General features: G+C 58.0%; 17 protein-coding genes. 13 read left to right on the top strand and 4 right to left on the bottom strand.

The window, feature by feature from the left end:
* Positions 1 to 11 precede the first annotated feature (11 nt).
* From cydC to trxB, 3 genes are all read right to left on the bottom strand, one after another.
* Entirely contained in the window at positions 12 to 1,733 is a 1,722-nt protein-coding gene (cydC, locus tag ENTCL_RS14430; RefSeq protein WP_013366882.1) for a heme ABC transporter ATP-binding protein/permease CydC, read from the bottom strand.
* A complete protein-coding gene (gene cydD / locus ENTCL_RS14425; protein WP_013366881.1) occupies positions 1,734 to 3,500 on the bottom strand; it encodes a heme ABC transporter permease/ATP-binding protein CydD in 1,767 nt (588 codons plus the stop codon).
* Between the two features lie 114 nt (positions 3,501 to 3,614).
* Positions 3,615 to 4,583, bottom strand: a complete 969-nt coding sequence (trxB, locus tag ENTCL_RS14420; RefSeq protein WP_044611980.1) for a thioredoxin-disulfide reductase — start codon at positions 4,581 to 4,583, stop codon at positions 3,615 to 3,617.
* 548 nt (positions 4,584 to 5,131) lie between these two features.
* Between trxB and lrp the strand changes: the two genes are divergently transcribed.
* The 13 genes from lrp to ENTCL_RS14355 all read left to right on the top strand — a co-directional run bounded on the left by lrp (position 5,132) and on the right by ENTCL_RS14355 (position 24,430).
* Entirely contained in the window at positions 5,132 to 5,626 is a 495-nt protein-coding gene (lrp, locus tag ENTCL_RS14415; protein ID WP_000228469.1) for a leucine-responsive transcriptional regulator Lrp, read from the top strand.
* Positions 5,627 to 5,761: 135 nt separating this feature from the next.
* Entirely contained in the window at positions 5,762 to 9,550 is a 3,789-nt protein-coding gene (locus tag ENTCL_RS14410; RefSeq protein ID WP_013366879.1) for a DNA translocase FtsK 4TM domain-containing protein, read from the top strand.
* A 120-nt stretch (positions 9,551 to 9,670) separates the two neighbouring features.
* Positions 9,671 to 10,282 (top strand): outer membrane lipoprotein periplasmic chaperone LolA, encoded by a 612-nt coding sequence (lolA, locus tag ENTCL_RS14405; RefSeq protein WP_013366878.1) that lies wholly within the window; start codon positions 9,671 to 9,673, stop codon positions 10,280 to 10,282.
* A 9-nt stretch (positions 10,283 to 10,291) separates the two neighbouring features.
* Positions 10,292 to 11,635 carry a replication-associated recombination protein RarA gene (rarA, locus tag ENTCL_RS14400; RefSeq protein ID WP_013366877.1) on the top strand — a complete coding sequence of 448 codons (1,344 nt, stop codon included), beginning with the start codon at positions 10,292 to 10,294 and terminating at the stop codon, positions 11,633 to 11,635.
* Between the two features lie 95 nt (positions 11,636 to 11,730).
* Positions 11,731 to 13,023 (top strand): serine--tRNA ligase, encoded by a 1,293-nt coding sequence (gene serS, locus ENTCL_RS14395; protein ID WP_013366876.1) that lies wholly within the window; start codon positions 11,731 to 11,733, stop codon positions 13,021 to 13,023.
* A 211-nt stretch (positions 13,024 to 13,234) separates the two neighbouring features.
* Positions 13,235 to 15,679: a dimethylsulfoxide reductase subunit A gene (gene dmsA / locus ENTCL_RS14390; protein ID WP_013366875.1), complete on the top strand. Its 2,445-nt coding sequence runs from the start codon at positions 13,235 to 13,237 to the stop codon at positions 15,677 to 15,679.
* Between the two features lie 10 nt (positions 15,680 to 15,689).
* Positions 15,690 to 16,307, top strand: a complete 618-nt coding sequence (locus tag ENTCL_RS14385) for a DMSO/selenate family reductase complex B subunit (protein ID WP_013366872.1) — start codon at positions 15,690 to 15,692, stop codon at positions 16,305 to 16,307.
* A gap of 1 nt (position 16,308) precedes the next feature.
* Positions 16,309 to 17,172, top strand: a complete 864-nt coding sequence (locus tag ENTCL_RS14380) for a dimethyl sulfoxide reductase anchor subunit family protein (RefSeq protein WP_013366874.1) — start codon at positions 16,309 to 16,311, stop codon at positions 17,170 to 17,172.
* Between the two features lie 261 nt (positions 17,173 to 17,433).
* Positions 17,434 to 19,863 carry a selenate/tellurate reductase subunit YnfF gene (ynfF, locus tag ENTCL_RS14375; RefSeq protein ID WP_013366873.1) on the top strand — a complete coding sequence of 810 codons (2,430 nt, stop codon included), beginning with the start codon at positions 17,434 to 17,436 and terminating at the stop codon, positions 19,861 to 19,863.
* A gap of 10 nt (positions 19,864 to 19,873) precedes the next feature.
* Entirely contained in the window at positions 19,874 to 20,491 is a 618-nt protein-coding gene (locus ENTCL_RS14370; protein ID WP_013366872.1) for a DMSO/selenate family reductase complex B subunit, read from the top strand.
* 1 nt (position 20,492) lies between these two features.
* Positions 20,493 to 21,356 (top strand): dimethyl sulfoxide reductase anchor subunit family protein, encoded by an 864-nt coding sequence (locus tag ENTCL_RS14365; RefSeq protein ID WP_013366871.1) that lies wholly within the window; start codon positions 20,493 to 20,495, stop codon positions 21,354 to 21,356.
* A 276-nt stretch (positions 21,357 to 21,632) separates the two neighbouring features.
* Entirely contained in the window at positions 21,633 to 22,781 is a 1,149-nt protein-coding gene (locus ENTCL_RS14360) for an MFS transporter (RefSeq protein ID WP_013366870.1), read from the top strand.
* A 227-nt stretch (positions 22,782 to 23,008) separates the two neighbouring features.
* Entirely contained in the window at positions 23,009 to 24,430 is a 1,422-nt protein-coding gene (locus ENTCL_RS14355) for an APC family permease (RefSeq protein ID WP_013366869.1), read from the top strand.
* On the opposite strand, the gene ENTCL_RS14350 is transcribed toward ENTCL_RS14355, so the two are convergent.
* Positions 24,396 to 24,875 carry a PTS sugar transporter subunit IIA gene (locus tag ENTCL_RS14350; RefSeq protein WP_013366868.1) on the bottom strand — a complete coding sequence of 160 codons (480 nt, stop codon included), beginning with the start codon at positions 24,873 to 24,875 and terminating at the stop codon, positions 24,396 to 24,398. The genes ENTCL_RS14355 and ENTCL_RS14350 overlap by 35 nt on opposite strands.
* Positions 24,876 to 24,894 lie beyond the last annotated feature (19 nt).

The following is a 24,894-nucleotide window of genomic DNA, read 5'->3' as shown; positions in this document are numbered from 1 at the left end:
TATTGTAGCTTCTACAAACGCTGTCTGAACTGGTAATAACGCCCCTGTTTCTCCAGTAATTCAGCGTGATTACCTTGCTCAATTATTTGTCCGTTGTCCATCACAATTATCTGATTAAAACGCGCCAGCCCGCGCAGGCGGTGGGTGACCATCAGCAGCGTTTTATCGCGCATCACGTCGGCCAGCAAATCAAGGATTTGCCGTTCGGTGGCGGCATCCAGTCCTTCAGTTGGCTCATCGAGCAGCATCAGCGGCGCATCGTGCAGCAGGGCGCGGGCGATCGCCAGTCGGCGGAGCTCGCCGCCGGAGAGCTGGCGGCCGCCTTCTCCCAGCCAGCTGTTGAGCCCGGCGTCTTCCAGCAGTTTCTCAAGCCCGGTACGCATCAGCACGTCGGCCAGCGCTTCGTCGCTGGCGCCAGGCGCGGCCAGCAGCAGGTTGTCGCGCAGCGTGGCGCTGAACAGATGTACGCGCTGGGGCACCACGCTCATGGCGCGGCGCAGCGTCGGCTCATCCAGTACGGAAAGCGGGCTGTCGTTGAGCAGCAGCTCGCCCTGCTGCGGGTCCCAGGCGCGGGTCAGCAGCTGTAGCAGCGTGGACTTCCCGCAGCCGGTGCGGCCAAGAATGGCGACGTGCTCGCCTGCGGCAACCTGCAGGCTAATCGCGTTGAGCGCCGGTTGCGCCTGCGGCGAGTACGCAAAGGTCACATTGCGCAGCCTCAGGCTGACCTGCGTCGGCGTAACGGATGCGGTCTGCGGAAACTGCACTTCCGGCTGCTGTTCGGTAATTTGGCTAATGCGCAGCGCCGACGCCATAACCTGGCCGAGGTGCTGAAACGCGCCGGTGACCGGCGCCAGCGCTTCAAAGGCGGCAAGGGCGCAGAAGACGAACAGGGCGATCAGGGCGCCAGGGCGCGCGTTGTCGCCGACGCCGCCTGCGGCCATCCACAGCATGGCGATAATGGCGATACCGCCAATCAGCATCATCAGCGCCTGGGATAGCGCGGTAAGCTCGGACTGGCGGCGCTGGGCTTCATGCCAGCTCAGCTCCGTTTGCTCCATCTGGTCGCGATAGCGGGTGGCGGCGCCGAAAATCGACAGTTCGGCCTGGCCGTGCAGCCATGCCGTCAGCTGCTGGCGATAGTGTCCGCGCAGCTGCGTTAGGCTTTCGCCGGTAGGTTTACCGGCGCGATAAAACAGCGGCGGCAGCACAAACAGCGTCAGCAGCATAATACCGCCGAGGGTCAGCGCCAGCGTGACGTCAAGGAAGCTCAAACCGAAGGTTACCGCCAGGATCACCACCAGCGCGCCGATCAGCGGGGAGATGACGCGCAGGTAGAGGTGATCCAGCGTATCAACATCCGCCACCACGCGGTTCAGCAGCTCGCCCTGACGAAAACGCGCCAGACCGGCGGGGGAGAGGGGCAGCAGCTTGCTGAAGGTGAAGACCCGCAGATGCTGAAGCACGCGGAAGGTGGCGTCGTGGCTGACCAGACGTTCGAAATAGCGCCCGGCGGTGCGAATAATGGCGGCGCCGCGGACGCCAGCGGCGGGCAGCATGTAGTTAAAGCTGTAGGCGCCGGCAAAACCGACCACGGCCGACGCTGACAGGAACCAGCCGGAGAGCGTCAGCAGACCGATGCTGGCGAGCAGGGTCACGATAGCCAGTACGACGCCGAGCGACAGCAGCCATTTGTGGCGCTTATAGAGCGCCAGATAGGGGGCTAATACGCGCATTTAAATCTCCTCCTGACGATGCGCCAGCAGGCGGGTAAAGTGCCCCTGCGCCGCGGCAAGCTGGTCATACGGCCCTTGCTCAACAATTTGTCCGTCGTGCATGACCCAAATCGCATCCCATGCCTGAAGGTCTTCCAGCTGATGGGTCACCATCAGGGTGGTTTGCTGGGTCGAGGCATCGGTCAGCGCCTGCATGACCCGCTGCTCGCTGTGCGCGTCGAGGCTGGCGGCTGGCTCATCAAGCAGCAGCAGACGGCAGGGCGTCAGCAGCGCGCGGGCGACCGCGACGCGCTGGGCCTGACCTACCGACAGGCGGCTCGCCTGATCGCCCGTGGCGGTATCAATGCCCTGCGGCAGCTGATCGACGAATTCGCTGACCCAGGCCCTGTCCAGCGCGCGCTGCAGCTGCGCGTCGTCGGCGTCAGGCGCGGCGATCAGCACGTTTTCCCGCAGCGTAGCGGCAGGCAGCTGGGGGTTTTGCCCCACCCAGCTCAGCAGGCGGCGCCAGCTTTCCGGGTTCAGGTCGCGCAGCTCAACGCCGTTGACGCGCAGCGAGCCGTCATAAGGCAGGAAGCCCGCCAGCGCGTTCAGCAGCGAGCTTTTACCCGAGCCGCTTTGTCCAACCAGCACCGCGCGCTGGCCTGCCTCCAGGGTGAACGTCAGCGGGCCGGCCAGCGTGCGGCCTTCCGGCGATTTCACGATAAGGGCGTTCGCCTCCAGAGCAACCATGGCGTTTTCGTCGGCCATGATCTCCCCCTGCTGCGGCTGCGCCAGCGGCGCTTCCATAAAGGTCTTCAGGCTGTCGGCGGCGCCAACGGCCTGGGCCTTAGCGTGATAGAAAGTGCCAAGGTCGCGCAGGGGCTGGAAAAATTCAGGGGCGAGGATCAGCGCCAGAAAGCCCGACAGCAGCGTCACGCTGGTGCCGTAATGGCCAAAATTCAGCTCGCCGAGGTAGGAGAAACCAAAATAGACCGCCACCAGGGCGATAGACAGCGAGGTAAAAAATTCGAGCACCCCGGAGGAGAGAAACGCGAGGCGCAGAACCTCCATCGTACGCTGGCGGAAATCCTCCGAGGCCTGGCGAATGTTCTCCGTTTCCGCAGTACCGCGGTCGAAGATACGCAGCGTCTCCATACCGCGCAGGCGGTCGAGAAAGTGGCCGCTTAAGCGCGCCAGCGCCTGAAAGTTACGGCGGTTGGCGTCTGCCGCGCCCATCCCGACCAGCGCCATAAAAATCGGTATCAGCGGCGCGGTGCCGAGCAATATCAGCGCCGCCGCCCAGTTGGAGGGAAAAATCGCCAGCACAATCAGCAAAGGCACGCACGCGGCCAGCGCCATCTGCGGCAGATAGCGGGCATAGTAGTCGTGCATGTCGTCAATTTGTTCCAGAATGAGCGTCGCCCAGCTTCCCGCCGGTTTCCCCTGAATCCAGGCCGGTCCTGCCTGCTGCAGGCGATCCAGCACCTGGCGGCGGATTTCGAAGCGGATATGCTGTCCGGCGTGAAAACCGACCCGTTCGCGCAGCCACACCACCCAGGCGCGTAAAACAAACACCAGCACCAGCAGGATGAACGGCATCAGCAGCGCTTCACGCGGAATGTTCTCCATGATCATATGGTGAAGAAGGCGGGCCATTATCCAGGCCTGCGCGACAATCAGCAGGCCGCTCACGACGCCGAGTCCGCGGGAGATTGCCAGCCAGCGGCGGGAAATAACGCTTTGCTGTTTTAACCAGCGGGTAAGCTCTTGTTGACGGGTTTTATTCATTGCGTGCTTATGCAGGTGTCATCTGAGTATATTGGGCCCGGCAATGTTACAACGTCGCAAAAATAAAGGCGACTTATCGTCGCCTTTTTTACCTTTGTTACTGAGTTGTAAAGATTATTTTGCTTTATCAGCTAAACCGTCGAGGTAACGCTCAGCATCCAGCGCAGCCATACAACCCGTACCGGCGGAGGTAATCGCCTGGCGGTAAATGTGGTCCATCACGTCGCCTGCGGCAAAGACGCCAGGAATGCTGGTCTGGGTCGCGTTGCCGTGAATGCCGGACTGCACCTTGATGTAGCCGTTTTCCAGCTCCAGCTGACCGTCAAAGACAGCCGTGTTCGGGCTGTGGCCGATAGCGACGAACAGGCCGGCGACCTCCAGCGATTCCACGATATCGCTGTTTTGCGTATCGCGAATGCGCAGACCGCTGACGCCCATCTGGTCGCCGGTGACTTCTTCCAGCGTGCGGTTGGTGTGCAGCACAATGTTGCCGCTTTCCACTTTATCCATCAGGCGTTTGATCAGAATTTTCTCCGCGCGGAAGGTGTCGCGACGGTGGATCAAATGCACTTCAGCGGCGATGTTGGCAAGATACAGCGCTTCTTCCACCGCCGTGTTGCCGCCGCCGATGACTGCGACCTTCTGATTACGGTAGAAGAAGCCGTCGCAGGTGGCGCAGGCGGAAACGCCGCGGCCTTTGAACGCCTCTTCAGACGGCAGGCCGAGATAGCGCGCCGATGCGCCGGTGGCGATGATTAAGGCATCGCAGGTGTACTCGCCGCTGTCGCCGGTCAGACGGAACGGACGGTTCTGCAGGTCAACCTTGCTGATATGGTCGAAGATGATTTCGGTATCGAACTTCGTCGCATGCTCATGCATGCGCTCCATCAGCAGCGGACCGGTCAGGTCGTGCGGATCGCCAGGCCAGTTTTCCACTTCCGTGGTCGTGGTCAGCTGACCGCCTTTTTCCATGCCGGTAATCAGCACCGGCTGCAGGTTTGCGCGCGCAGCATAGACCGCAGCGGTGTATCCCGCAGGTCCAGAACCAAGAATAAGCAGTTTACTGTGTTTGGCCGTGCCCATGAGATCCCCATAATTGTTGGCAGACATTGGCCGGGATTGTAGGGAATTTGCGGGAGTAATAAAAGGGTGATGGGATTTTGTTAACGATATGTGCAATAGAGTTTGTCTATGAATCGGCGATTTTATCAGCGATTGCTATAACTCATTCTACTGTGATTAGGGCAATTATAAGGAGATAACATGAGGATCAACCCACAGTGATAATGAATATCCGGCATGTTGTACTAAAAATCGATGTTTTGCTTTGACAATCACCTGTGCTTTTGCGAAAACATTGGAGGGAGAAAAAGCAGTGTTTCGTGTGTGGTGAATTTTCATTCACGGAAATACCATTTTTACCCGGGTCAACGTTTTCGACGCATGGCGTGGACAGACGCCATGCGTGATGTCGGTGGCTGCCTTCAGGCAACGGGCTTCTCAACGCGTACCCTTGGGTTTGGCGACATAACGGGTAGCAGAAATATGTCGCAAACAGCGGGCAGGCTCTGAACAGTGAAGTGCACAGGGTCAAGACAGGAGTAGGGAAGGAATACAGAGAGACAATAATAATGGTAGATAGCAAGAAGCGCCCAGGCAAAGATCTCGACCGCATCGATCGTAACATTTTGAACGAGTTGCAAAAGGATGGGCGTATTTCCAACGTCGAGCTTTCTAAGCGAGTGGGACTTTCTCCGACACCTTGCCTCGAGCGTGTGCGTCGGCTGGAAAGACAAGGGTTTATTCAGGGCTATACCGCGCTGCTGAACCCGCATTATCTGGATGCATCACTTCTGGTTTTTGTTGAGATTACTCTGAATCGTGGCGCGCCGGATGTGTTTGAGCAATTTAACGCCGCTGTACAGAAACTTGAAGAAATTCAAGAATGTCATCTGGTTTCCGGTGATTTCGACTACCTGTTGAAAACCCGCGTGCCGGATATGTCAGCGTACCGTAAGTTGTTGGGCGAGACCCTGTTGCGCCTGCCGGGCGTGAACGACACCCGTACCTACGTGGTTATGGAAGAAGTCAAACAGAGTAATCGTCTGGTTATTAAGACTCGCTAATACGGAACAGGTGCAAAATCAGCACAAGTTGATTACACTCCTGTTAATCCATACAGCAACAGTGCCGGGGAGACCCGGCGCTGTTGTCCGTTTTAGCATCAGGCAGGAAAGCGCCTGGAACCTGGAGAGCCTTTCTTGAGCCAGGAATATACTGAAGACAAAGAAGTCACATTTACCAAGTTAAGCAGCGGGCGCCGACTTCTGGAGGCGTTACTGCTCTTATGTTCCCTTTTTGCCGTCTGGCTGATGGCCGCTCTGCTCAGCTTTAACCCTTCAGATCCCAGCTGGTCGCAGACCGCCTGGCATGAGCCTATTCATAATCTTTGCGGAGCGCCCGGCGCCTGGCTTGCCGACACGCTGTTCTTTATTTTCGGCGTGATGGCGTACACCATTCCGGTGATCATCATCGGCGGCTGCTGGTTCGCCTGGCGCCACCGCGCCAGCGACGAGTACGTCGACTATTTTGCCGTTTCGCTACGCCTGATTGGCGTGCTGGCGCTGATCCTGACCTCCTGCGGCCTGGCGGCCATTAATGCCGATGATATCTGGTATTTCGCCTCCGGCGGCGTGATTGGCAGCCTGCTGAGCACGGCGCTGCAGCCGATGCTGCACAGCAGCGGCGGTACGATTGCGCTGCTTTGCATCTGGGCCGCCGGTCTGACGCTGTTTACCGGCTGGTCATGGGTCAGCATCGCGGAAAAACTCGGCAGCCTGATCCTCAATATTCTCACCTTCGCCAGCAACAGAACCCGTCGTGACGACACCTGGGTTGATGACGAAGAGTATGAGGACGACGAAGACGAGCAGGCGCCGCCGCGCAAAGAAGCGCGGCGTACGCGGATCCTGCGCGGCGCGCTGGCCCGCCGCAAGCGTATGGCCGAGAAGTTTATTAACCCGATGGGCCGTCACACCGACGCGGCGCTGTTTTCCGGCAAACGTATGGACGACCCCGACGATGAGGCGCGCTATGTCGCGCAGGGGCAGTCTGTCGATCCGGACGACGTGCTGTTTTCCGGCCATAGCGCTACGCGCCAGCCGGACGCGGACGACGTACTGTTTTCAGGACAAAGCGCGGCGCGTCCGGCGGCGGCCTGGGATGAAAACGATCCGCTGCTTAACGGCCATTCGATTACCGGCGCAGTGACGGCCGCGGCGGCGACAGCGGGCGCGATTCCGGGCGTTGCCGCGCCGATTGCGCCAGCGATGCCTGCTGGCAGCGATGCTGAGCTCATGCAGCCCGCCGTGGAATGGCAGCCGGTGCCTGGCCCGCAAACCGCCGAGCCGGCCATCGCGCCGTCCCCGGACAGCTGGCCGCCGCAGGCTGCGCCTGCGAAACCCGAGTACGTGCAGCCTGAAGCGTTCTGGCAGGAGCCGGTTGTTGAACAGCCTGCGCAGCCTGAATACTGGCAGCAGCCGGAACAGCCGGTGTATCAGGCCGAGCCGCCGACGTATTATCAGCCGGAACCGGAATATCCGCCGCATCAGGAACCTGTGTTTGCGCAGCCGGTAGCACCGGAGATGCCGGAGCCAGAGCCGGTGGAAGAGGTTAAACCGCAGCGTCCGCCGCTCTATTATTTCGAAGAAGTGGAAGAAAAACGCGCGCGCGAGCGTGAACAGCTGGCGGCCTGGTATCAGCCTGTGCCGGAGCCCGCCGCGATAAAACCGGCCGTTGCGCCGTCAGTCGTGCCCGCTATCGATCCGACGGTCGCGGTTGCGCCCGTGGCGGCAAGCGTTAAGCAGGCGGCGGGCGTCGCAGCGGTAACGGCTGCCGCCTCCGCGCCGTTGTTCAGCCCGGCCGAAGGGCCGCGCGCGCAGGTGAAGGAGGGCATCGGCCCTCAGCTGCCGCGTCCGAATCGCGTGCGGGTGCCGACGCGCCGCGAGCTGGCCTCCGCCTCTTTTGGCATCAAAATACCGTCGCAGCGCATGGCGGACGAGCGAGCCCGCGAAGCGGAACGTCATCAGCACTATTCCGATGAGCCGATCGGCGACGAGGAGGCCGAGGCGCAGCAGCAGGATGAGCTGGCCCGCCAGTTCGCCGCCTCTCAGCACCAGCGCTACGGCGAGGAATATGAAGACGATGCGGTGGAAGACGACGATACCGCGGAGCAGGCCGAGCTGGCGCGTCAGTTTGCCGCCCAGCAGCAGGCGCGCTATGCCGGGGATCAGCCGGCTGGCGCCAACCCGTTCTCGCTGGCGGATTTTGAATTTTCACCAATGAAAACGCTGGTAGACGACGGCCCGAAAGCGCCGCTCTTTACCCCGGGCGTTGCGCCGCAGGAGCCGCCTGTGCAGCAGTACGCCCAGCAGGCGCATCCGCAGCAGGTACAGCAGCCCGCATATCAACAGCCGCCGCAGCCCGCGCCGCAGCCGCAGCCGCAGGAGAGCCTGATTCACCCGCTGCTGATGCGTAATGGCGATTCGCGTCCGCTGAATAAGCCGACCACGCCGCTGCCGTCGCTGGATCTGTTAACCCCGCCGCCGACGGAAATCGAGCCGGTAGACACCTTCGCGCTAGAGCAGATGGCGCGACTGGTGGAAGCTCGTCTGGCGGATTTCCGCATTAAAGCGGATGTCGTTAACTATTCGCCGGGGCCGGTTATCACCCGCTTCGAGCTGAATCTGGCGCCGGGGGTGAAAGCCGCCCGTATCTCCAACCTGTCCCGCGATCTCGCCCGTTCACTGTCGACCGTTGCCGTTCGCGTGGTGGAAGTGATCCCCGGCAGACCGTACGTCGGGCTGGAGCTGCCGAACAAGAAACGCCAGACCGTGTATCTGCGAGAAGTGCTGGACTGCGCGAAATTCCGCGAGAGCCCGTCGCCGCTGACCGTGGTGCTGGGGAAAGATATCGCCGGTGAACCGGTGATTGCCGATCTGGCGAAAATGCCGCACCTGCTGGTTGCCGGGACGACCGGTTCCGGTAAGTCGGTTGGCGTCAACGCCATGATCCTCAGCATGCTCTACAAAGCGCAGCCGGAAGATGTGCGTTTCATCATGATCGACCCGAAAATGCTGGAGCTTTCGGTCTATGAAGGCATCCCGCATCTGCTGACGGAAGTCGTCACCGACATGAAGGACGCCGCCAACGCCCTGCGCTGGAGCGTCAACGAAATGGAGCGCCGCTACAAGCTGATGTCCGCGCTGGGCGTACGTAATCTGGCGGGGTATAACGAAAAAATCGCCGAGGCGGCACGTATGGGACGTCCGATTCCGGACCCATACTGGAAGCCGGGCGACAGCATGGATGCCGTGCATCCGACGCTGGAAAAACTGCCGTATATCGTGGTGATGGTGGACGAATTCGCCGACCTGATGATGACCGTCGGTAAAAAAGTGGAAGAGCTTATCGCCCGTCTGGCGCAGAAAGCGCGCGCTGCTGGTATTCACCTGGTGCTGGCGACGCAGCGTCCGTCGGTTGACGTGATCACGGGCCTGATTAAAGCCAACATTCCGACCCGTATCGCCTTTACCGTTTCCAGTAAGATTGACTCCCGTACGATCCTCGATCAGGGCGGGGCGGAATCGCTGCTCGGGATGGGGGACATGCTGTATGCCGGGCCGAACTCCAGCGCCGCGCCGGTGCGCGTTCACGGCGCATTTGTTCGCGATCAGGAAGTACACGCCGTGGTGCAGGACTGGAAGGCGCGCGGTCGTCCGCAGTACGTTGACGGCATTACCTCCGACAGCGAAAGCGAAGGCGGCGGCGGTGGTTTTGACAGCGGCGAGGAGCTCGACCCGCTGTTCGACCAGGCCGTTAACTTCGTGACGGAAAAACGCAAAGCGTCCATTTCCGGCGTCCAGCGCCAGTTCCGCATCGGCTACAACCGCGCGGCGCGCATCATTGAGCAAATGGAAGCGCAGGGCATCGTCAGCGAGGCCGGTCATAACGGCAACCGTGAGGTGCTGGCGCCGCCGCCGTTTGACTGATGTGCAAAGTTGGGTAAATAACCAAAGAATCAGCATTTTCTTCTGTTCCCCTGTGGGCGCGAGGCCTACAGTGGGGACAAGAGGCTCCCGCGTCGGGAGTGACGCATTTAAGGAATCAAGATGAAAAAAATCGCCATCACCTGTGCTTTACTGACCAGCTTTGTTGCCAGCAGCGTTTGGGCCGATGCGGCAAGCGACCTGAAAAGCCGTCTGGATAAGGTGAGCAGCTTCCACGCCAGCTTCACGCAGAAGGTGACCGACGGCAGCGGCAACGCGGTGCAGGACGGACAGGGCGATCTGTGGGTAAAACGTCCTAACCTGTTCAACTGGCATATGACGCAGCCGGATGAAAGCGTGCTGGTCTCTGACGGTAAAACCCTGTGGTTCTACAACCCGTTCGTTGAGCAGGCGACGGCTACCTGGCTGAAAGATGCGACCAGCAACACGCCGTTTATGCTGATCGCCCGCAACCAGTCCAGCGACTGGCAGCAGTACAATATTAAGCAGAACGGCGATGACTTCGTGCTGACGCCGAAAGGCTCCAGCGGCAATCTGAAACAGTTTACGATTAACGTCGGCCGTGACGGCACCATTCACCAGTTCAGCGCGGTGGAGCAGGACGAGCAGCGCAGCAGCTATCAGCTGAAGTCGCAGCAGAACGGCGCGGTGGATGCGTCTAAGTTCTCCTTCACCCCGCCGAAGGGCGTCACCGTGGATGACCAACGCAAGTAAGAGGCACGCGTGAGCAACCTGTCGCTCGATTTTTCCGATAATGCCTTTCAACCTCTGGCCGCGCGTATGCGGCCAGAAACGTTAGCGCAGTACATCGGCCAGCAGCACCTGCTGGCGCCGGGTAAACCTCTGCCGCGCGCCATCGAGGCCGGACATCTGCATTCGATGATCCTCTGGGGGCCGCCCGGTACCGGAAAAACGACGCTGGCGGAGGTTATCGCCCGTTATGCCAGCGCCGACGTTGAGCGGATCTCCGCCGTGACGTCCGGCGTGAAGGAGATTCGCGAAGCGATCGAGCGGGCCCGTCAGAACCGCAACGCGGGCCGCCGTACGATTTTGTTCGTCGACGAAGTCCACCGCTTTAATAAAAGCCAGCAGGATGCATTCCTGCCGCATATTGAAGACGGCACGATCACCTTCATCGGCGCGACCACGGAAAACCCCTCTTTTGAGCTCAACTCGGCGCTGCTGTCGCGCGCCCGCGTATATCTGCTGAAATCCCTGTCCGTCGACGATATCGAGCTGGTATTGACCCAGGCGATGGACGATACGTCGCGCGGCTACGGCGGCCAGAACATCGTGCTGCCGGACGATACCCGGCGGGCTATCGCTGAGCTGGTCAACGGCGATGCGCGCCGGGCGCTGAACACGCTGGAAATGATGGCTGATATGGCCGAGAGCGACGATGCCGGTAAGCGCGTGCTGAAGGCCGGGCTGCTGACTGAAATCGCCGGCGAGCGCAGCGCGCGTTTTGATAATAAGGGCGATCGGTTTTACGATCTTATTTCGGCGCTGCATAAGTCGGTACGCGGCAGCGCGCCGGATGCCGCGCTGTACTGGTATGCGCGCATCATCACCGCCGGCGGCGACCCGCTGTACGTCGCCCGCCGCTGCCTGGCTATCGCTTCTGAAGATGTCGGTAACGCCGACCCACGCGCCATGCAGGTGGCGCTTTCCGCCTGGGACTGTTTTACCCGCGTGGGGCCTGCTGAGGGCGAGCGGGCTATCGCGCAGGCCATTGTCTATCTCGCCTGCGCGCCGAAAAGCAATGCCGTCTATACCGCCTTTAAGGCCGCGATGGCCGACGCCCGCGAGCGTCCGGATTACGACGTGCCGGTGCATCTGCGCAATGCGCCGACGAAGCTGATGAAGGAAATGGGCTACGGACAGGAGTACCGCTACGCGCACGATGAGCCCAACGCCTACGCGGCGGGGGAGGAGTATTTCCCGCAGGAGCTGGCACAAACGCGCTATTATCACCCGACAAACAGAGGTCTTGAAGGCAAGATTGGCGAAAAGCTCGCCTGGCTCGCCGGACAGGATCAAAATAGCCCTATAAAACGCTACCGTTAGGCCTGACGTTGCGGTAATGTTGGTAAGGTATCTCTGTGACCGCAGGCTGCGGTCATTTCCTCCTATTTTATTAATTCGATAAGCACAGGATAAGCATGCTCGATCCCAATCTGCTGCGTAACGAGCCAGACGCAGTCGCAGAAAAACTGGCACGCCGGGGCTTTAAGCTGGATGTAGATAAACTGCGCGCTCTTGAAGAGCGTCGTAAAGTTCTGCAGGTTCAAACCGAAAACCTGCAGGCTGAACGCAACTCGCGATCGAAATCCATTGGCCAGGCGAAAGCGCGTGGGGAAGACATCGAGCCGTTACGCCTGGAAGTGAACAAGCTTGGCGAAGAACTGGATCAGGCGAAAGCCGAGCTGGACGTGCTGCAGGCGGAAATCCGCGATATCGCGCTCGCAATCCCGAACATTCCTGACGACAGCGTGCCGGTAGGTAAAGACGAAAACGACAACGTTGAAGTGAAACGCTGGGGTACCCCGCGCGAGTTTGACTTCGACGTTCGCGACCATGTGACGCTCGGCGAAATGCACGCGGGGCTGGATTTTGCCGCCGCTGTGAAGCTGACCGGCTCCCGTTTTGTGGTGATGAAAGGGCAAATCGCCCATCTGCACCGCGCGCTGGCGCAGTTTATGCTGGATCTGCACACTGAACAGCACGGCTACAGCGAAACCTACGTGCCGTATCTGGTGAACCACGACACCCTGTACGGTACCGGCCAGCTGCCGAAATTTGCCGGCGACCTGTTCCACACGCGTCCGCTGGAAGAAGAAGCGGACAGCAGCAACTATGCGCTGATCCCAACCGCAGAAGTGCCGCTGACCAACCTTGTTCGCGACGAAATTCTTGATGAAGACGATCTGCCGATCAAGCTGACCGCGCATTCGCCGTGCTTCCGTTCTGAAGCCGGTTCCTACGGTCGCGATACCCGCGGTCTTATCCGTATGCACCAGTTTGACAAGGTCGAGATGGTGCAGATAGTCCGTCCGGAAGATTCTATGGACGCGCTGGAAGAGATGACCAGCCACGCCGAGAAGGTACTGGAGCTGCTGGGTCTGCCGTATCGCCGTGTGGCGCTGTGTACGGGCGATATGGGCTTCGGCGCCTGCAAAACGTTCGATCTGGAAGTCTGGGTTCCGGCGCAGAATACCTATCGCGAAATTTCCTCCTGCTCTAACGTCTGGGACTTCCAGGCCCGTCGTATGCAGGCCCGCTGCCGCAGCAAGTCTGACAAGAAGACCCGTCTGGTTCACACCCTGAACGGTTCTGGTCTGGCGGTTGGCCGTACGCTGGTGGCGGTGATGGAAAACTATCAGCAGGCGGACGGTCGTATCGCTATCCCGGAAGTACTGCGTCCTTATATGAAAGGACTAGAGTTCATCGGATAAGTTTTCCGAATGACATACTAAAAACGTCATAAAAAGCGCCTCCGGGCGCTTTTTTTATGCCCACATTGACGTTGAACAATAACCACAATGTTGAAAGTGGTAATACTCCCTTCGAATAGCATGTAGCACAAACGACTAAAAAAAAGTGATTCCGTTATATAATTAACTATATAGCGGTGGTTCATTTCACTGAGCAATGAAGTGAGTATCCATGAAAATTAAAGCCCCCGATGCTTTACTGGCTGCCGAGGTAAGCCGCCGCGGTCTGATGAAGACCACGGCGATAGGCGGCCTGGCGATGGCCAGCAGCGCCTTTACTTTACCCTTTACGCGCATAGCCAGTGCCGCAGATGCCATCTCCCCCGCAGGCGCGCCAGAGAAAGTCGTCTGGAGCGCCTGTACCGTTAACTGTGGTAGCCGTTGTCCGCTACGGATGCACGTCGTCGACGGCGAAATTAAGTATGTCGAAACCGATAACACCGGTGACGATAACTATGAAGGGTTACATCAGGTTCGCGCCTGCCTGCGCGGGCGGTCAATGCGCCGTCGCGTCTATAACCCCGATCGTCTGAAATATCCGATGAAACGCGTGGGTAAACGCGGCGAAGGCAAATTTGAGCGTATCAGCTGGGAAGAGGCCTTCGATACCATTGCCAGCAATATGCAGCGCCTGATTAAGGACTATGGCAATGAGTCCATCTACCTGAACTATGGCACCGGTACGCTGGGCGGCACCATGACCCGCTCCTGGCCGCCGGGAAAAACCCTGGTGGCGCGGCTGATGAACTGCTGCGGCGGTTATCTGAACCACTACGGCGACTACTCCTCGGCGCAGATTGCCGCCGGTCTGAACTACACCTACGGCGGCTGGGCCGACGGCAACAGCCCGTCGGATATTGAAAACAGCAAGCTGGTCGTACTGTTTGGCAATAACCCGGGCGAAACACGGATGAGCGGCGGCGGGGTGACCTACTACCTCGAACAGGCGCGGCAGAAATCCAACGCCCGCATGATCATTGTCGACCCGCGCTATACCGACACCGGAGCCGGTCGTGAGGATGAGTGGATCCCGATTCGTCCGGGCACCGATGCGGCGCTGGTTAACGGCATTGCGTGGGTGCTCATTACCGAAAACCTGGTCGATCAACCGTTTCTTGATAAGTACTGCGTCGGCTACGACGAGAAAACGCTGCCAGCCAGCGCTCCGGCGAACGGCCACTACAAGGCCTATATCCTGGGGCAGGGCAAAGACGGTATCGCCAAAACGCCGGAATGGGCGTCAACCATTACCGGGATCCCGGCTGACCGTATTGTGAAACTGGCGCGCGAAATCGGCAGCACTAAGCCAGCCTTTATCAGCCAGGGCTGGGGGCCGCAGCGTCACGCCAACGGTGAAATCGCCACCCGCGCTATCTCAATGCTCTCCATTCTGACCGGCAACGTCGGTATTCACGGCGGTAACACCGGCGCGCGCGAAGGCTCTTACGATCTGCCGTTTGAGCGTATGCCGACGCTGGAAAACCCGGTTGAAACCAGTATCTCCATGTTTATGTGGACCGATGCGATTGAACGCGGACCGGAAATGACGGCGCTGCGCGATGGCGTTCGCGGTAAAGATAAGCTGGACGTGCCGATCAAGATGATCTGGAACTATGCCGGCAACTGCATTATCAACCAGCACTCCGAGATTAACCGCACCCACGACATCCTGCAGGATGACAAGAAGTGCGAGCTTATCGTGGTCATCGACTGCCATATGACGTCGTCGGCGAAATATGCCGATATTCTGCTGCCGGACTGTACGGCGTCGGAGCAGATGGACTTCGCGCTTGATGCCTCCTGCGGCAACATGTCCTACGTCATCTTTACCGACCAGGCTATCAAACCGCGTTTCGAATGCAAAAATATCTACGACATGATGTCTGCCCTGGCGAAACGTCTTGGCGTTGAAGAAAAATTCACGGAAGGGCGTACTCAGGAAGAGTGGATGCGCCATCTGCACGAGCTTTCGCGTAAGGCGATTCCTGACCTGCCGGATTTCGACACCTTCCGTCAGCAGGGGATGTTCAAACAGCGCGATCCGGAAGGGCATCACGTGGCGTACAAAGCGTTCCGCGAGGATCCGCACGCCAACCCGCTGACCACGGCGTCGGGCAAAATCGAAATTTACTCTGAGGCGCTGGCTAACATTGCCGCAACCTGGGAGCTGCCGGAAGGCGACGTTATCGATCCGCTGCCGATCTACACGCCAGGGTTCGAAAACTATAACGATCCGCTGACGGAGAAATTCCCGCTGCAGCTGACCGGTTTCCATTATAAGTCGCGCGTTCACTCGACCTACGGCAACGTTGACGTGCTGAAAGCGGCCTGTCGTCAGGAAATGTGGATCAACCCGATGGATGCGAAAGCGCGCGGTATTGCTAACGGCGATCGCGTCCGCATCTTCAACGACCGCGGCGAGGTGCATATCGAAGCAAAAGTGACGCCGCGCATGATGCCGGGCGTTGTGGCGTTAGGCGAGGGGGCATGGTATGCGCCGGATGCCAAAGGCGTTGACCAGGCGGGCTGCATTAACGTGCTGACGACGCAGCGGCCTTCACCGCTGGCGAAGGGCAACCCGTCGCACACCAACCTTGTTCAGGTCACGAAGGCGTAAGGAGTAACCGATGACGACCCAGTATGGATTTTTTATTGACTCCAGCCGTTGCACCGGTTGTAAAACCTGTGAGCTGGCCTGTAAGGACTACAAAGATCTGACGCCGGACGTCAGCTTCCGCCGCATTTACGAGTATGCAGGCGGCGACTGGCAGGAGGATAACGGCGTCTGGCACCAGGACGTCTTTGCCTACTATTTATCCATTGCCTGTAACCACTGCGAGGACCCGGCCTGTACCAAGGTGTGTCCGAGCGGTGCGATGCACAAGCGCGAAGATGGCTTTGTGGTGGTGGACGAAGACGTGTGCATCGGCTGCCGCTACTGTCATATGGCCTGCCCGTACGGCGCGCCACAGTACAACGCGGCGAAGGGTCACATGACCAAATGCGACGGCTGTCATGAGCGCGTGGCCGACGGCAAAAAACCGATTTGCGTCGAGTCCTGTCCGCTGCGGGCGCTGGACTTCGGGCCGATTGAAGAGCTGCGTCAGAAGCACGGTCAGCTGGCCGCGGTAGCGCCGCTGCCGTCTGCGCATTTCACCAAACCGTGCATTGTAATTAAACCCAACGCCAACAGCCGCCCGACCGGGGATACCACGGGCTACCTGGCAAACCCGAAGGAGGTGTGAGATGGGAAGTGGATGGCATGAATGGCCGCTGATGATCTTCACGGTCTTCGGACAGTGCGTGGCGGGCGGGTTCATCGTTCTGGCGCTGGCGCTGATGAAAGGCTCGCTGAGCCGGGAGCAGCAGCAGCGCGTGGTGATGAGCATGTTCGGGCTGTGGGTGCTGATGGGGATTGGCTTTGTCGCCTCGACGCTGCACCTTGGCTCGCCGCTGCGCGCGTTCAACTCGCTGAACCGCGTGGGGGCCTCCTCGCTGAGTAACGAAATCGCCAGCGGCGCTGTCTTCTTTGCGATTGGCGGGCTGGGCTGGCTGCTGGCGGTGGTGAATAAACTGCCCCAGGGGCTGCGCAGCCTGTGGCTGACGGTGACGATGGTGCTGGGCGTGGTGTTCGTGTGGATGATGGCGCGGGTGTACAGCACCATCGATACCGTACCGACCTGGTACAGCGTCTGGACGCCGGTGAGCTTCTTCCTGACGCTGTTTATCGGCGGGCCGCTGCTGGGCTGTCTGCTGCTGCGTCTGGCGGGGGTCGAAGGGTGGGCGATGCGCCTGCTGCCGGCGGTAACGCTGCTGGCGCTGCTGGCCAGCGCGGTGGTGACCGTGATGCAGGGGAGCGAACTGGCGACGATCCACAGCTCTGTCCAGCAGGCGGCCGCGCTGGTGCCGGACTACGGCTCGCTGATGTCATGGCGGCTGGTGGCGATAGCGCTGGCGCTGGCGTGCTGGGTGGCGCCGCAGCTTAAGGGCTATCAGCCGGCGCTGCCGCTGCTGAGCCTGGCGTTCGCGCTGGTGGTGGCCGGTGAGCTTATCGGCCGCGGCGTGTTCTATGGCCTGCACATGACCGTGGGTATGGCTGTCGCCAGCTAAACTGTCATACGGATGCCAGACAGCCTCTGGCATCCGTATAAAAACGATAATTCGTTATCGCATATAATATTCAATGTGATACTTGTCACGATTCTTCGGTTATTGAACCGCCTATACTTCTGGCATGTTTTTAGTTTTAAATAATTAGAAATGTGCTTTATCAATATTTTCTGCAGCAATGAAAGATATATTCATGAGGTTTATTTGTAGCCTCTGTTTATTATTTAACAGAAATATTTCACGGAAGACTGGATGGGAATTATGGCAAGTAATGAAGATGATCATCTTATATGTTTGCAGGTAACAAGACGCAGGTTAATTCAGGCGGGGGTATCCAGTGGTCTGGTCGCCGCTGCGGGAGGCCTTTCGTTACCTTTCTGTGTGCGAAGTATTGCGGCGGAAAACGCGATTCAGCCAGAAGAAAAAGCGGTTTGGAGCTCGTGCACCGTTAACTGCGGTAGTCGCTGTCTTTTGCGCTTACATGTGCGCGATGATGAGGTCTATTGGGTTGAGTCAGATACGACCGGCAATGATTCATATGGTCAGCATCAGGTCCGGGCCTGCCTGCGGGGCCGTTCGATCCGGCGCAGAATGAATCATCCGGATCGATTAAAATATCCGATGAAACGGGTGGGCAAGCGAGGAGAAGGGAAGTTTGAGCGTATTAGCTGGGATGAAGCATTAAATATTATCTCAGAAAACCTGAAGCGAATATTAAATGATTATGGCAATGAGGCCGTGCACGTTCTTTATGGCACCGGTGTCGATGGTGGAAACATCACTAACTCAAATGTCCCTTATCGGTTGATGAATTCCTGTGGCGGTTATTTGAGCCGCTACGGGAGTTATAGTACGGCTCAAATTAGTGCGGCGATGACTTATCTATATGGCGCGAATGAAGGCAACAGCCCTGACGATATAGAAAATAGTAGGCTTGTTGTCATGTTTGGCAATAATCCTGCTGAAACACGAATGAGCGGCGGTGGGGTGACATATTATGTTGAACAGGCGCGCGAACGCTCTAATGCAAGAATGATTATTATTGACCCTCGCTATAGTGATACGGCAGCCGGACGAGAAGATGAGTGGATTCCGATTCTTCCAGGGACAGATGCTGCTCTCGCTGCAGGGATTGCGTGGGTGTTAATTACCGAGAACTTAGTGGATCAGGCGTTTCTCGATAAATATTGCATTGGTTATGATGAAAAAACACTCCCTGCCACGGCACCGGCTAATGGGCACTACAAAGCTTATATCCTGGGGGATGGACCCGATCGTGTAGCAAAAACACCGCAGTGGGCATCAACAATTACCGGGATACCGGAAGATAAAATTATTAAGCTGGCGAATGAGATTGGAGCGGCTAAACCCGCCTATATTTGTCAGGGATGGGGGCCGCAGCGCCATTCTAATGGTGAACAAACGGCAAGGGCTATCGCTATGCTGGCGATTCTGACGGGGAATGTCGGAGTTAACGGAGGAAATACAGGGTTACGTGAAGGGACATACGATCTCGGCGCTGAGTGGTTCTCGCTGCTTGAAAATCCGGTGAAAACTAAAATTTCTGTCTTCACGTGGCCGGATGCAATTGCCAGAGGCGCGGAAATGACGGCGACGCGTGATGGCGTCAGAGGGAAAGATAAACTGGATGTTCCGGTTAAGTTTATGTGGTGCTATGCCAGCAATACCCTGATTAATCAGAATAGCGATATTGCCAGGACGCATGAGATTCTGCAGGATGATCAAAAATGTGAAATGATTGTCGGCATAGATCATTTTCTGACATCGTCAGCAAAGTATTACGATATTCTTTTGCCCGATTTGATGCCTACCGAACAAGAAGATCTCATCCCTCATGAGTCGGCTGGAAACATGGCCTATGTTATTTTAGGGCAACCAGCAACTTCGCCTAAATTTGAACGTAAGCCCATCTATTGGATGCTGAGTGAAGTGGCCAGACGTCTGGGGCCTGATGTCTGGCAGACCTTTACGGAAGGCAGAACCCAACATGAGTGGGTCAGGTATCTGTGTGAAAAAACCAAAGAGCGCAACCCGGATATGCCGGATTATGAACAGATGAAAACAGTGGGCATCTATAAACGAAAATGCCCAGATAATCATGTTGTTGCATTCAAGTCGTTCCGCGAAGATCCTGTTGCCAACCCACTGAGTACACCGTCCGGGAAAATTGAAATTTTTTCCGAGCGCCTTGCAAATATTGCCAACACCTGGGAGCTCAAAGCGGATGAGATTATTAATCCATTACCGGTTTATGCACCTGGATTTGAAGGACATGAAGACCCCGCTCGTGAAGAGTTTCCCCTTCAGCTCACTGGATTTCACTATAAAGGCCGTACACATTCCACTTACGGGAACATTGATGTACTTCAGCAAGCATGCCCGCAGGAAATCTGGATTAATCCGTTAGATGCGCGCGCCAGGGGAATTGAAAATGGTGATGTTGTTAATGTTTTCAATAAACGAGGCCAAATGCAGATTCGGGCAAAAGTGACGCCACGAATTATTCCTGGGGTGACGGCTATGGGTCAGGGCGCATGGCTCAAGGCCGATATGTTTGGGGATAAGGTCGATCATGGTGGCTCAATAAATATTTTGACATCTCCGCGGCCTTCACCGCTGGCGAAGGGCAACCCCTCTCACAGCAACCTTGTTCAGGTCACGAAGGCGTAAGGAGTAACCGATGACAACCCAGTATGGATTTTTTATTGACTCCAGCCGTTGCACCGGTTGTAAAACCTGTGAGCTGGCCTGTAAGGACTACAAAGATCTGACGCCGGACGTCAGCTTCCGCCGCATTTACGAGTATGCGGGCGGCGACTGGCAGGAGGATAACGGCGTCTGGCATCAGGACGTCTTTGCCTACTATTTATCCATTGCCTGTAACCACTGCGAGGACCCGGCCTGTACCAAGGTGTGCCCGAGCGGCGCGATGCACAAGCGCGAGGATGGCTTTGTGGTGGTGGACGAAGACGTGTGCATCGGCTGCCGCTACTGTCATATGGCCTGCCCGTACGGCGCGCCGCAGTACAACGCGGCGAAGGGTCACATGACCAAATGCGACGGCTGTCATGAGCGCGTGGCCGACGGCAAAAAACCGATTTGCGTCGAGTCCTGTCCGCTGCGGGCGCTGGACTTCGGGCCGATTGAAGAGCTGCGTCAGAAGCACGGTCAGCTGGCCGCGGTAGCGCCGCTGCCGTCTGCGCATTTCACCAAACCGTGCATTGTAATTAAACCCAACGCCAACAGCCGCCCGACCGGGGATACCACGGGCTACCTGGCAAACCCGAAGGAGGTGTGAGATGGGAAGTGGATGGCATGAATGGCCGCTGATGATCTTCACGGTCTTCGGACAGTGCGTGGCGGGCGGGTTCATCGTTCTGGCGCTGGCGCTGATGAAAGGCTCGCTGAGCCGGGAGCAGCAGCAGCGCGTGGTGATGAGCATGTTCGGGCTGTGGGTGCTGATGGGGATTGGCTTTGTCGCCTCGACGCTGCACCTTGGCTCGCCGCTGCGCGCGTTCAACTCGCTGAACCGCGTGGGGGCCTCCTCGCTGAGTAACGAAATCGCCAGCGGCGCTGTCTTCTTTGCGATTGGCGGGCTGGGCTGGCTGCTGGCGGTGGTGAATAAACTGCCCCAGGGGCTGCGCAGCCTGTGGCTGACGGTGACGATGGTGCTGGGCGTGGTGTTCGTGTGGATGATGGCGCGGGTGTACAGCACCATCGATACCGTACCGACCTGGTACAGCGTCTGGACGCCGGTGAGCTTCTTCCTGACGCTGTTTATCGGCGGGCCGCTGCTGGGCTGTCTGCTGCTGCGTCTGGCGGGGGTCGAAGGGTGGGCGATGCGCCTGCTGCCGGCGGTAACGCTGCTGGCGCTGCTGGCCAGCGCGGTGGTGACCGTGATGCAGGGGAGCGAACTGGCGACGATCCACAGCTCTGTCCAGCAGGCGGCCGCGCTGGTGCCGGACTACGGCTCGCTGATGTCATGGCGGCTGGTGGCGATAGCGCTGGCGCTGGCGTGCTGGGTGGCGCCGCAGCTTAAGGGGTATCAGCCGGCGCTGCCGCTGCTGAGCCTGGCGTTCGTGCTGGTGGTGGCCGGTGAGCTTATTGGCCGCGGCGTGTTCTATGGCCTGCACATGACCGTGGGTATGGCTGTCGCCAGCTAAACCCTGACTGCGCCGGGGCTATTGCGTCGGCGCAGTTTACAAAAAATGCGCTCCCTCCATGAAATTTTTCTACCGACCGTTTTCAGCTATTTTCCAGATTAATGAATAAAAACAATGGAATAATTAAATGATATATTCCGTTCCCGTCTCGCTGCATAAAAAACTTCAATTGTCGCGCTGAAAACCGCGCTGTTACTGGCCTGGCGCCGATTGACTTTGTTTCAGGCGGTGGCATGATGCGCTCGAAATATGAACTTCCTCACGGTTTTTTGATTCATGTCCACCTATACCCGGCCGGTGCTGCTTCTGCTCTGCGGCCTGCTTTTGTTGACGCTGGCGATTGCGGTATTAAACACGCTTGTCCCGCTGTGGCTTGCCCATGAAAATTTGCCTACCTGGCAGGTTGGTATGGTCGGTTCGTCCTATTTCACCGGTAATCTGGTTGGTACGCTGTTGACCGGCGGGCTGATCAAGCGTCTCGGGTTTAACCGCTGTTACTATATTGCGTCGCTGATTTTCGCCGCTGGCTGTGTCGGTCTGGGGATGACCATTGGTTTCTGGAGCTGGATGAGCTGGCGTTTCGTCGCGGGCGTCGGCTGCGCGATGATCTGGGTGGTGGTGGAAAGCGCCCTGATGTGCAGCGGTACGTCGCGCAATCGTGGTCGCCTGCTGGCGGCCTATATGATGGTTTACTACGTCGGTACGATGCTTGGCCAACTGCTGGTCAGTAAGGTTCCGACCGAACTGATGAGCGTGCTGCCGTGGGTGACCGGGATGGCGCTGGCGGCTATTCTGCCGCTGCTGTTTACCCGCATCGTCAGCCAGCGCGACGGGCACCAGGGCGCGACGCACGTCTGGCCGATGCTGAAGCTGCGTCAGGCGCGCCTTGGCATTAACGGCTGCGTGATTTCCGGTATTGTGCTGGGGTCGCTGTATGGCCTGATGCCGCTGTATCTGAACCACCAGGGCGTCAGCGACGCCGGGATCGGTTTCTGGATGGCGGTAATGGTGAGCGCCGGTATTATCGGCCAATGGCCGGTAGGGCGGCTTGCCGACCGCTTCGGGCGCCTGCTGGTGCTGCGTGTACAGGTGTTTGTCGTGATCCTCGGCTGCCTGGCGATGCTGAGCAACGCGGCGATGGCGCCTGCGCTGTTCGTGCTTGGCGCGTCCGGCTTTACGCTTTATCCGGTGGCGATGGCCTGGGCCTGTGAAAAAGTTGAACACCATCAGCTGGTGGCAATGAACCAGGCGCTGCTGCTGAGCTACACCATCGGCAGTCTGCTGGGGCCGACGTTTACCGCGATGCTGATGCAGAATTATTCCGATAACCTGCTGTTCGTCATGATTGCCAGCGTATCGTTTATCTACCTGCTGATGCTTCTGCGCAAAGCCGGTCAGCATCCGACGCCGGTGGCGCACGCCTGACGCTTCTCTCTGCGCGCGGCGGTCCTGCGGCGCGCTTTCCTGACGCACACTTTTGTTGACGATTCTGCTGCTATACGCTGATTTTTCGCTAAATTCTGGTGAGAAATGTCAAACCTGTGCGAAACCTTAAAGTTTCGCACTGTGGCGTTATTCTTTCGCTGCTGCGGTCTGCATAATCTTTGCCTGTTTGACGATTCGTAAAAAATAACGTTCAAGGAACTGAGCTTATGGCAGGTGAGCAAGAGAAGCAGTTACGGTGGTATAACATCGCGCTGATGTCGTTTATTACGGTGTGGGGTTTTGGCAACGTAGTGAATAACTACGCCAACCAGGGGCTGGTGGTCGTCTTTTCCTGGATCTTTATTTTTGCCCTCTATTTCACGCCTTACGCCCTGATTGTGGGGCAGTTAGGGTCGACGTTTAAGGATGGCAAAGGCGGCGTCAGCACCTGGATTAAGCACACGATGGGGCCAGGGCTGGCCTACCTCGCGGCGTGGACCTACTGGGTGGTGCATATTCCCTATCTGGCGCAAAAGCCGCAGGCTATCCTGATAGCGCTGGGCTGGGCGTTCAAAGGCGACGGTTCGCTTATCAAAGAGTATGGCGTTGTGGCGCTGCAGGGGCTGACGCTGCTGCTGTTTGTCTTTTTTATGTGGGTCGCGTCGCGCGGCATGAAGTCGCTAAAAGTGGTGGGATCGGTCGCCGGGATTGCGATGTTCGTGATGTCGCTGCTTTACGTTGTGATGGCGGTCACCGCGCCAGCGATTACGGAAGTGCATATTGCGACCACGAATATTACCTGGGAAACCTTTATCCCGCATTTTGATTTCACCTACATCACCACCATTTCCATGCTGGTTTTCGCCGTCGGCGGAGCGGAAAAGATTTCGCCGTATGTGAACAATACGCGCAACCCGGGTAAGGAGTTTCCCCGCGGGATGCTTTTTCTTGCCGTGATGGTGGCGGTGTGCGCGATCCTCGGCTCATTGGCGATGGGGATGATGTTCGATTCCCGGCATATTCCAGACGATCTGATGACCAACGGCCAGTATTATGCGTTTCAGAAACTGGGCGAATATTACCATATGGGTAATTCGCTGATGGTTGTCTATGCCATCGCCAATACGCTGGGGCAGGTGGCGGCGCTGGTGTTCTCGATTGATGCGCCGCTGAAAGTACTGCTGGCGGATGCGGATAAAAAGTATGTACCGGAAAAGCTGTGTCGCCTGAATGAAAAGGGAACGCCGGTTAACGGCTATCTGCTGACGCTGGGGCTGGTGGCGGTGCTTATTATGTTACCGACGCTGGGTATTGGCGACATGAACAACCTGTATAAGTGGTTGCTGAACCTCAACTCCGTGGTGATGCCGTTGCGCTATCTGTGGGTGTTTGTCGCTTTTATGGCCGTACTGCGCATGGCGGAAAAATTCAAACCGGAGTATGTCTTTATCCGCAATCGCCGCCTGGCCTTTACCGTCGGGCTATGGTGCTTCGCGTTCACCGCCTTTGCCTGTCTGACCGGTATCTTTCCAAAGATGCAGGCCTTTACCCCTGAATGGACGTTCCAGCTCTCGCTGAATATCGTGACGCCGTTTGTGCTGGTTGGATTGGGACTTATTTTCCCGCTGCTGGCGCGTCGGAAAGCATAACCTCTTTCGTGACTTCGAGAACGGAGCGAAGTTGTGCAGGGCTGGTAATACGGGTTAACTGCGATAAATGCTCCGCTTCGTCCAGCCAGCACACCAGACGCTGAATCATCTCCAGGTGTTGGATACTGCTGGCGGCGGCCAGCACGATGACAAGCCGTACCTCCGGATGTTCAGGAAAGGCTACGGCTTCTTTCAGGCACAGCAGCGACAGGTGCGTCTTATCGCTGATAACGCCTTCCTCCGGGCGGGCATGCGGCAGGGCGAAAGCCGGGCTCAGGATGTACCACGGACCCTGTTGCTCCGTTTCGCGGATGATGGCCTGAGCATAGGCTGGTGTCACCATTCCTCGCGCTTCCAGCGGCAAACAGGCCTGTTTTACCGCCTCCTGCCATGTACCGCAGCGTTCGCGAAACTGGCAGGCGGAAAATAACAGCGTTTGTTCCATTGTCTTCTCCCAGGTAGAG

Origin of the sequence: [Enterobacter] lignolyticus SCF1 (assembly GCF_000164865.1) — a bacterium.
Classification (GTDB): domain Bacteria; phylum Pseudomonadota; class Gammaproteobacteria; order Enterobacterales; family Enterobacteriaceae; genus Enterobacter_B; species Enterobacter_B lignolyticus.
This window is presented reverse-complemented; position numbering and strand designations above follow the sequence as displayed.

Coding starts and splice junctions, on each gene's coding strand:
- cydC (WP_013366882.1), bottom strand. CDS start 1,733: ATGCGCGTATTAGCCCCCTATCTGGCGCTCTATAAGCGCCACAAATGG.
- cydD (WP_013366881.1), bottom strand. CDS start 3,500: ATGAATAAAACCCGTCAACAAGAGCTTACCCGCTGGTTAAAACAGCAA.
- trxB (WP_044611980.1), bottom strand. CDS start 4,583: ATGGGCACGGCCAAACACAGTAAACTGCTTATTCTTGGTTCTGGACCT.
- lrp (WP_000228469.1), top strand. CDS start 5,132: ATGGTAGATAGCAAGAAGCGCCCAGGCAAAGATCTCGACCGCATCGAT.
- lolA (WP_013366878.1), top strand. CDS start 9,671: ATGAAAAAAATCGCCATCACCTGTGCTTTACTGACCAGCTTTGTTGCC.
- serS (WP_013366876.1), top strand. CDS start 11,731: ATGCTCGATCCCAATCTGCTGCGTAACGAGCCAGACGCAGTCGCAGAA.
- dmsA (WP_013366875.1), top strand. CDS start 13,235: ATGAAAATTAAAGCCCCCGATGCTTTACTGGCTGCCGAGGTAAGCCGC.
- ENTCL_RS14385 (WP_013366872.1), top strand. CDS start 15,690: ATGACGACCCAGTATGGATTTTTTATTGACTCCAGCCGTTGCACCGGT.
- ENTCL_RS14380 (WP_013366874.1), top strand. CDS start 16,309: ATGGGAAGTGGATGGCATGAATGGCCGCTGATGATCTTCACGGTCTTC.
- ynfF (WP_013366873.1), top strand. CDS start 17,434: ATGGCAAGTAATGAAGATGATCATCTTATATGTTTGCAGGTAACAAGA.
- ENTCL_RS14370 (WP_013366872.1), top strand. CDS start 19,874: ATGACAACCCAGTATGGATTTTTTATTGACTCCAGCCGTTGCACCGGT.
- ENTCL_RS14365 (WP_013366871.1), top strand. CDS start 20,493: ATGGGAAGTGGATGGCATGAATGGCCGCTGATGATCTTCACGGTCTTC.
- ENTCL_RS14360 (WP_013366870.1), top strand. CDS start 21,633: ATGTCCACCTATACCCGGCCGGTGCTGCTTCTGCTCTGCGGCCTGCTT.
- ENTCL_RS14355 (WP_013366869.1), top strand. CDS start 23,009: ATGGCAGGTGAGCAAGAGAAGCAGTTACGGTGGTATAACATCGCGCTG.
- ENTCL_RS14350 (WP_013366868.1), bottom strand. CDS start 24,875: ATGGAACAAACGCTGTTATTTTCCGCCTGCCAGTTTCGCGAACGCTGC.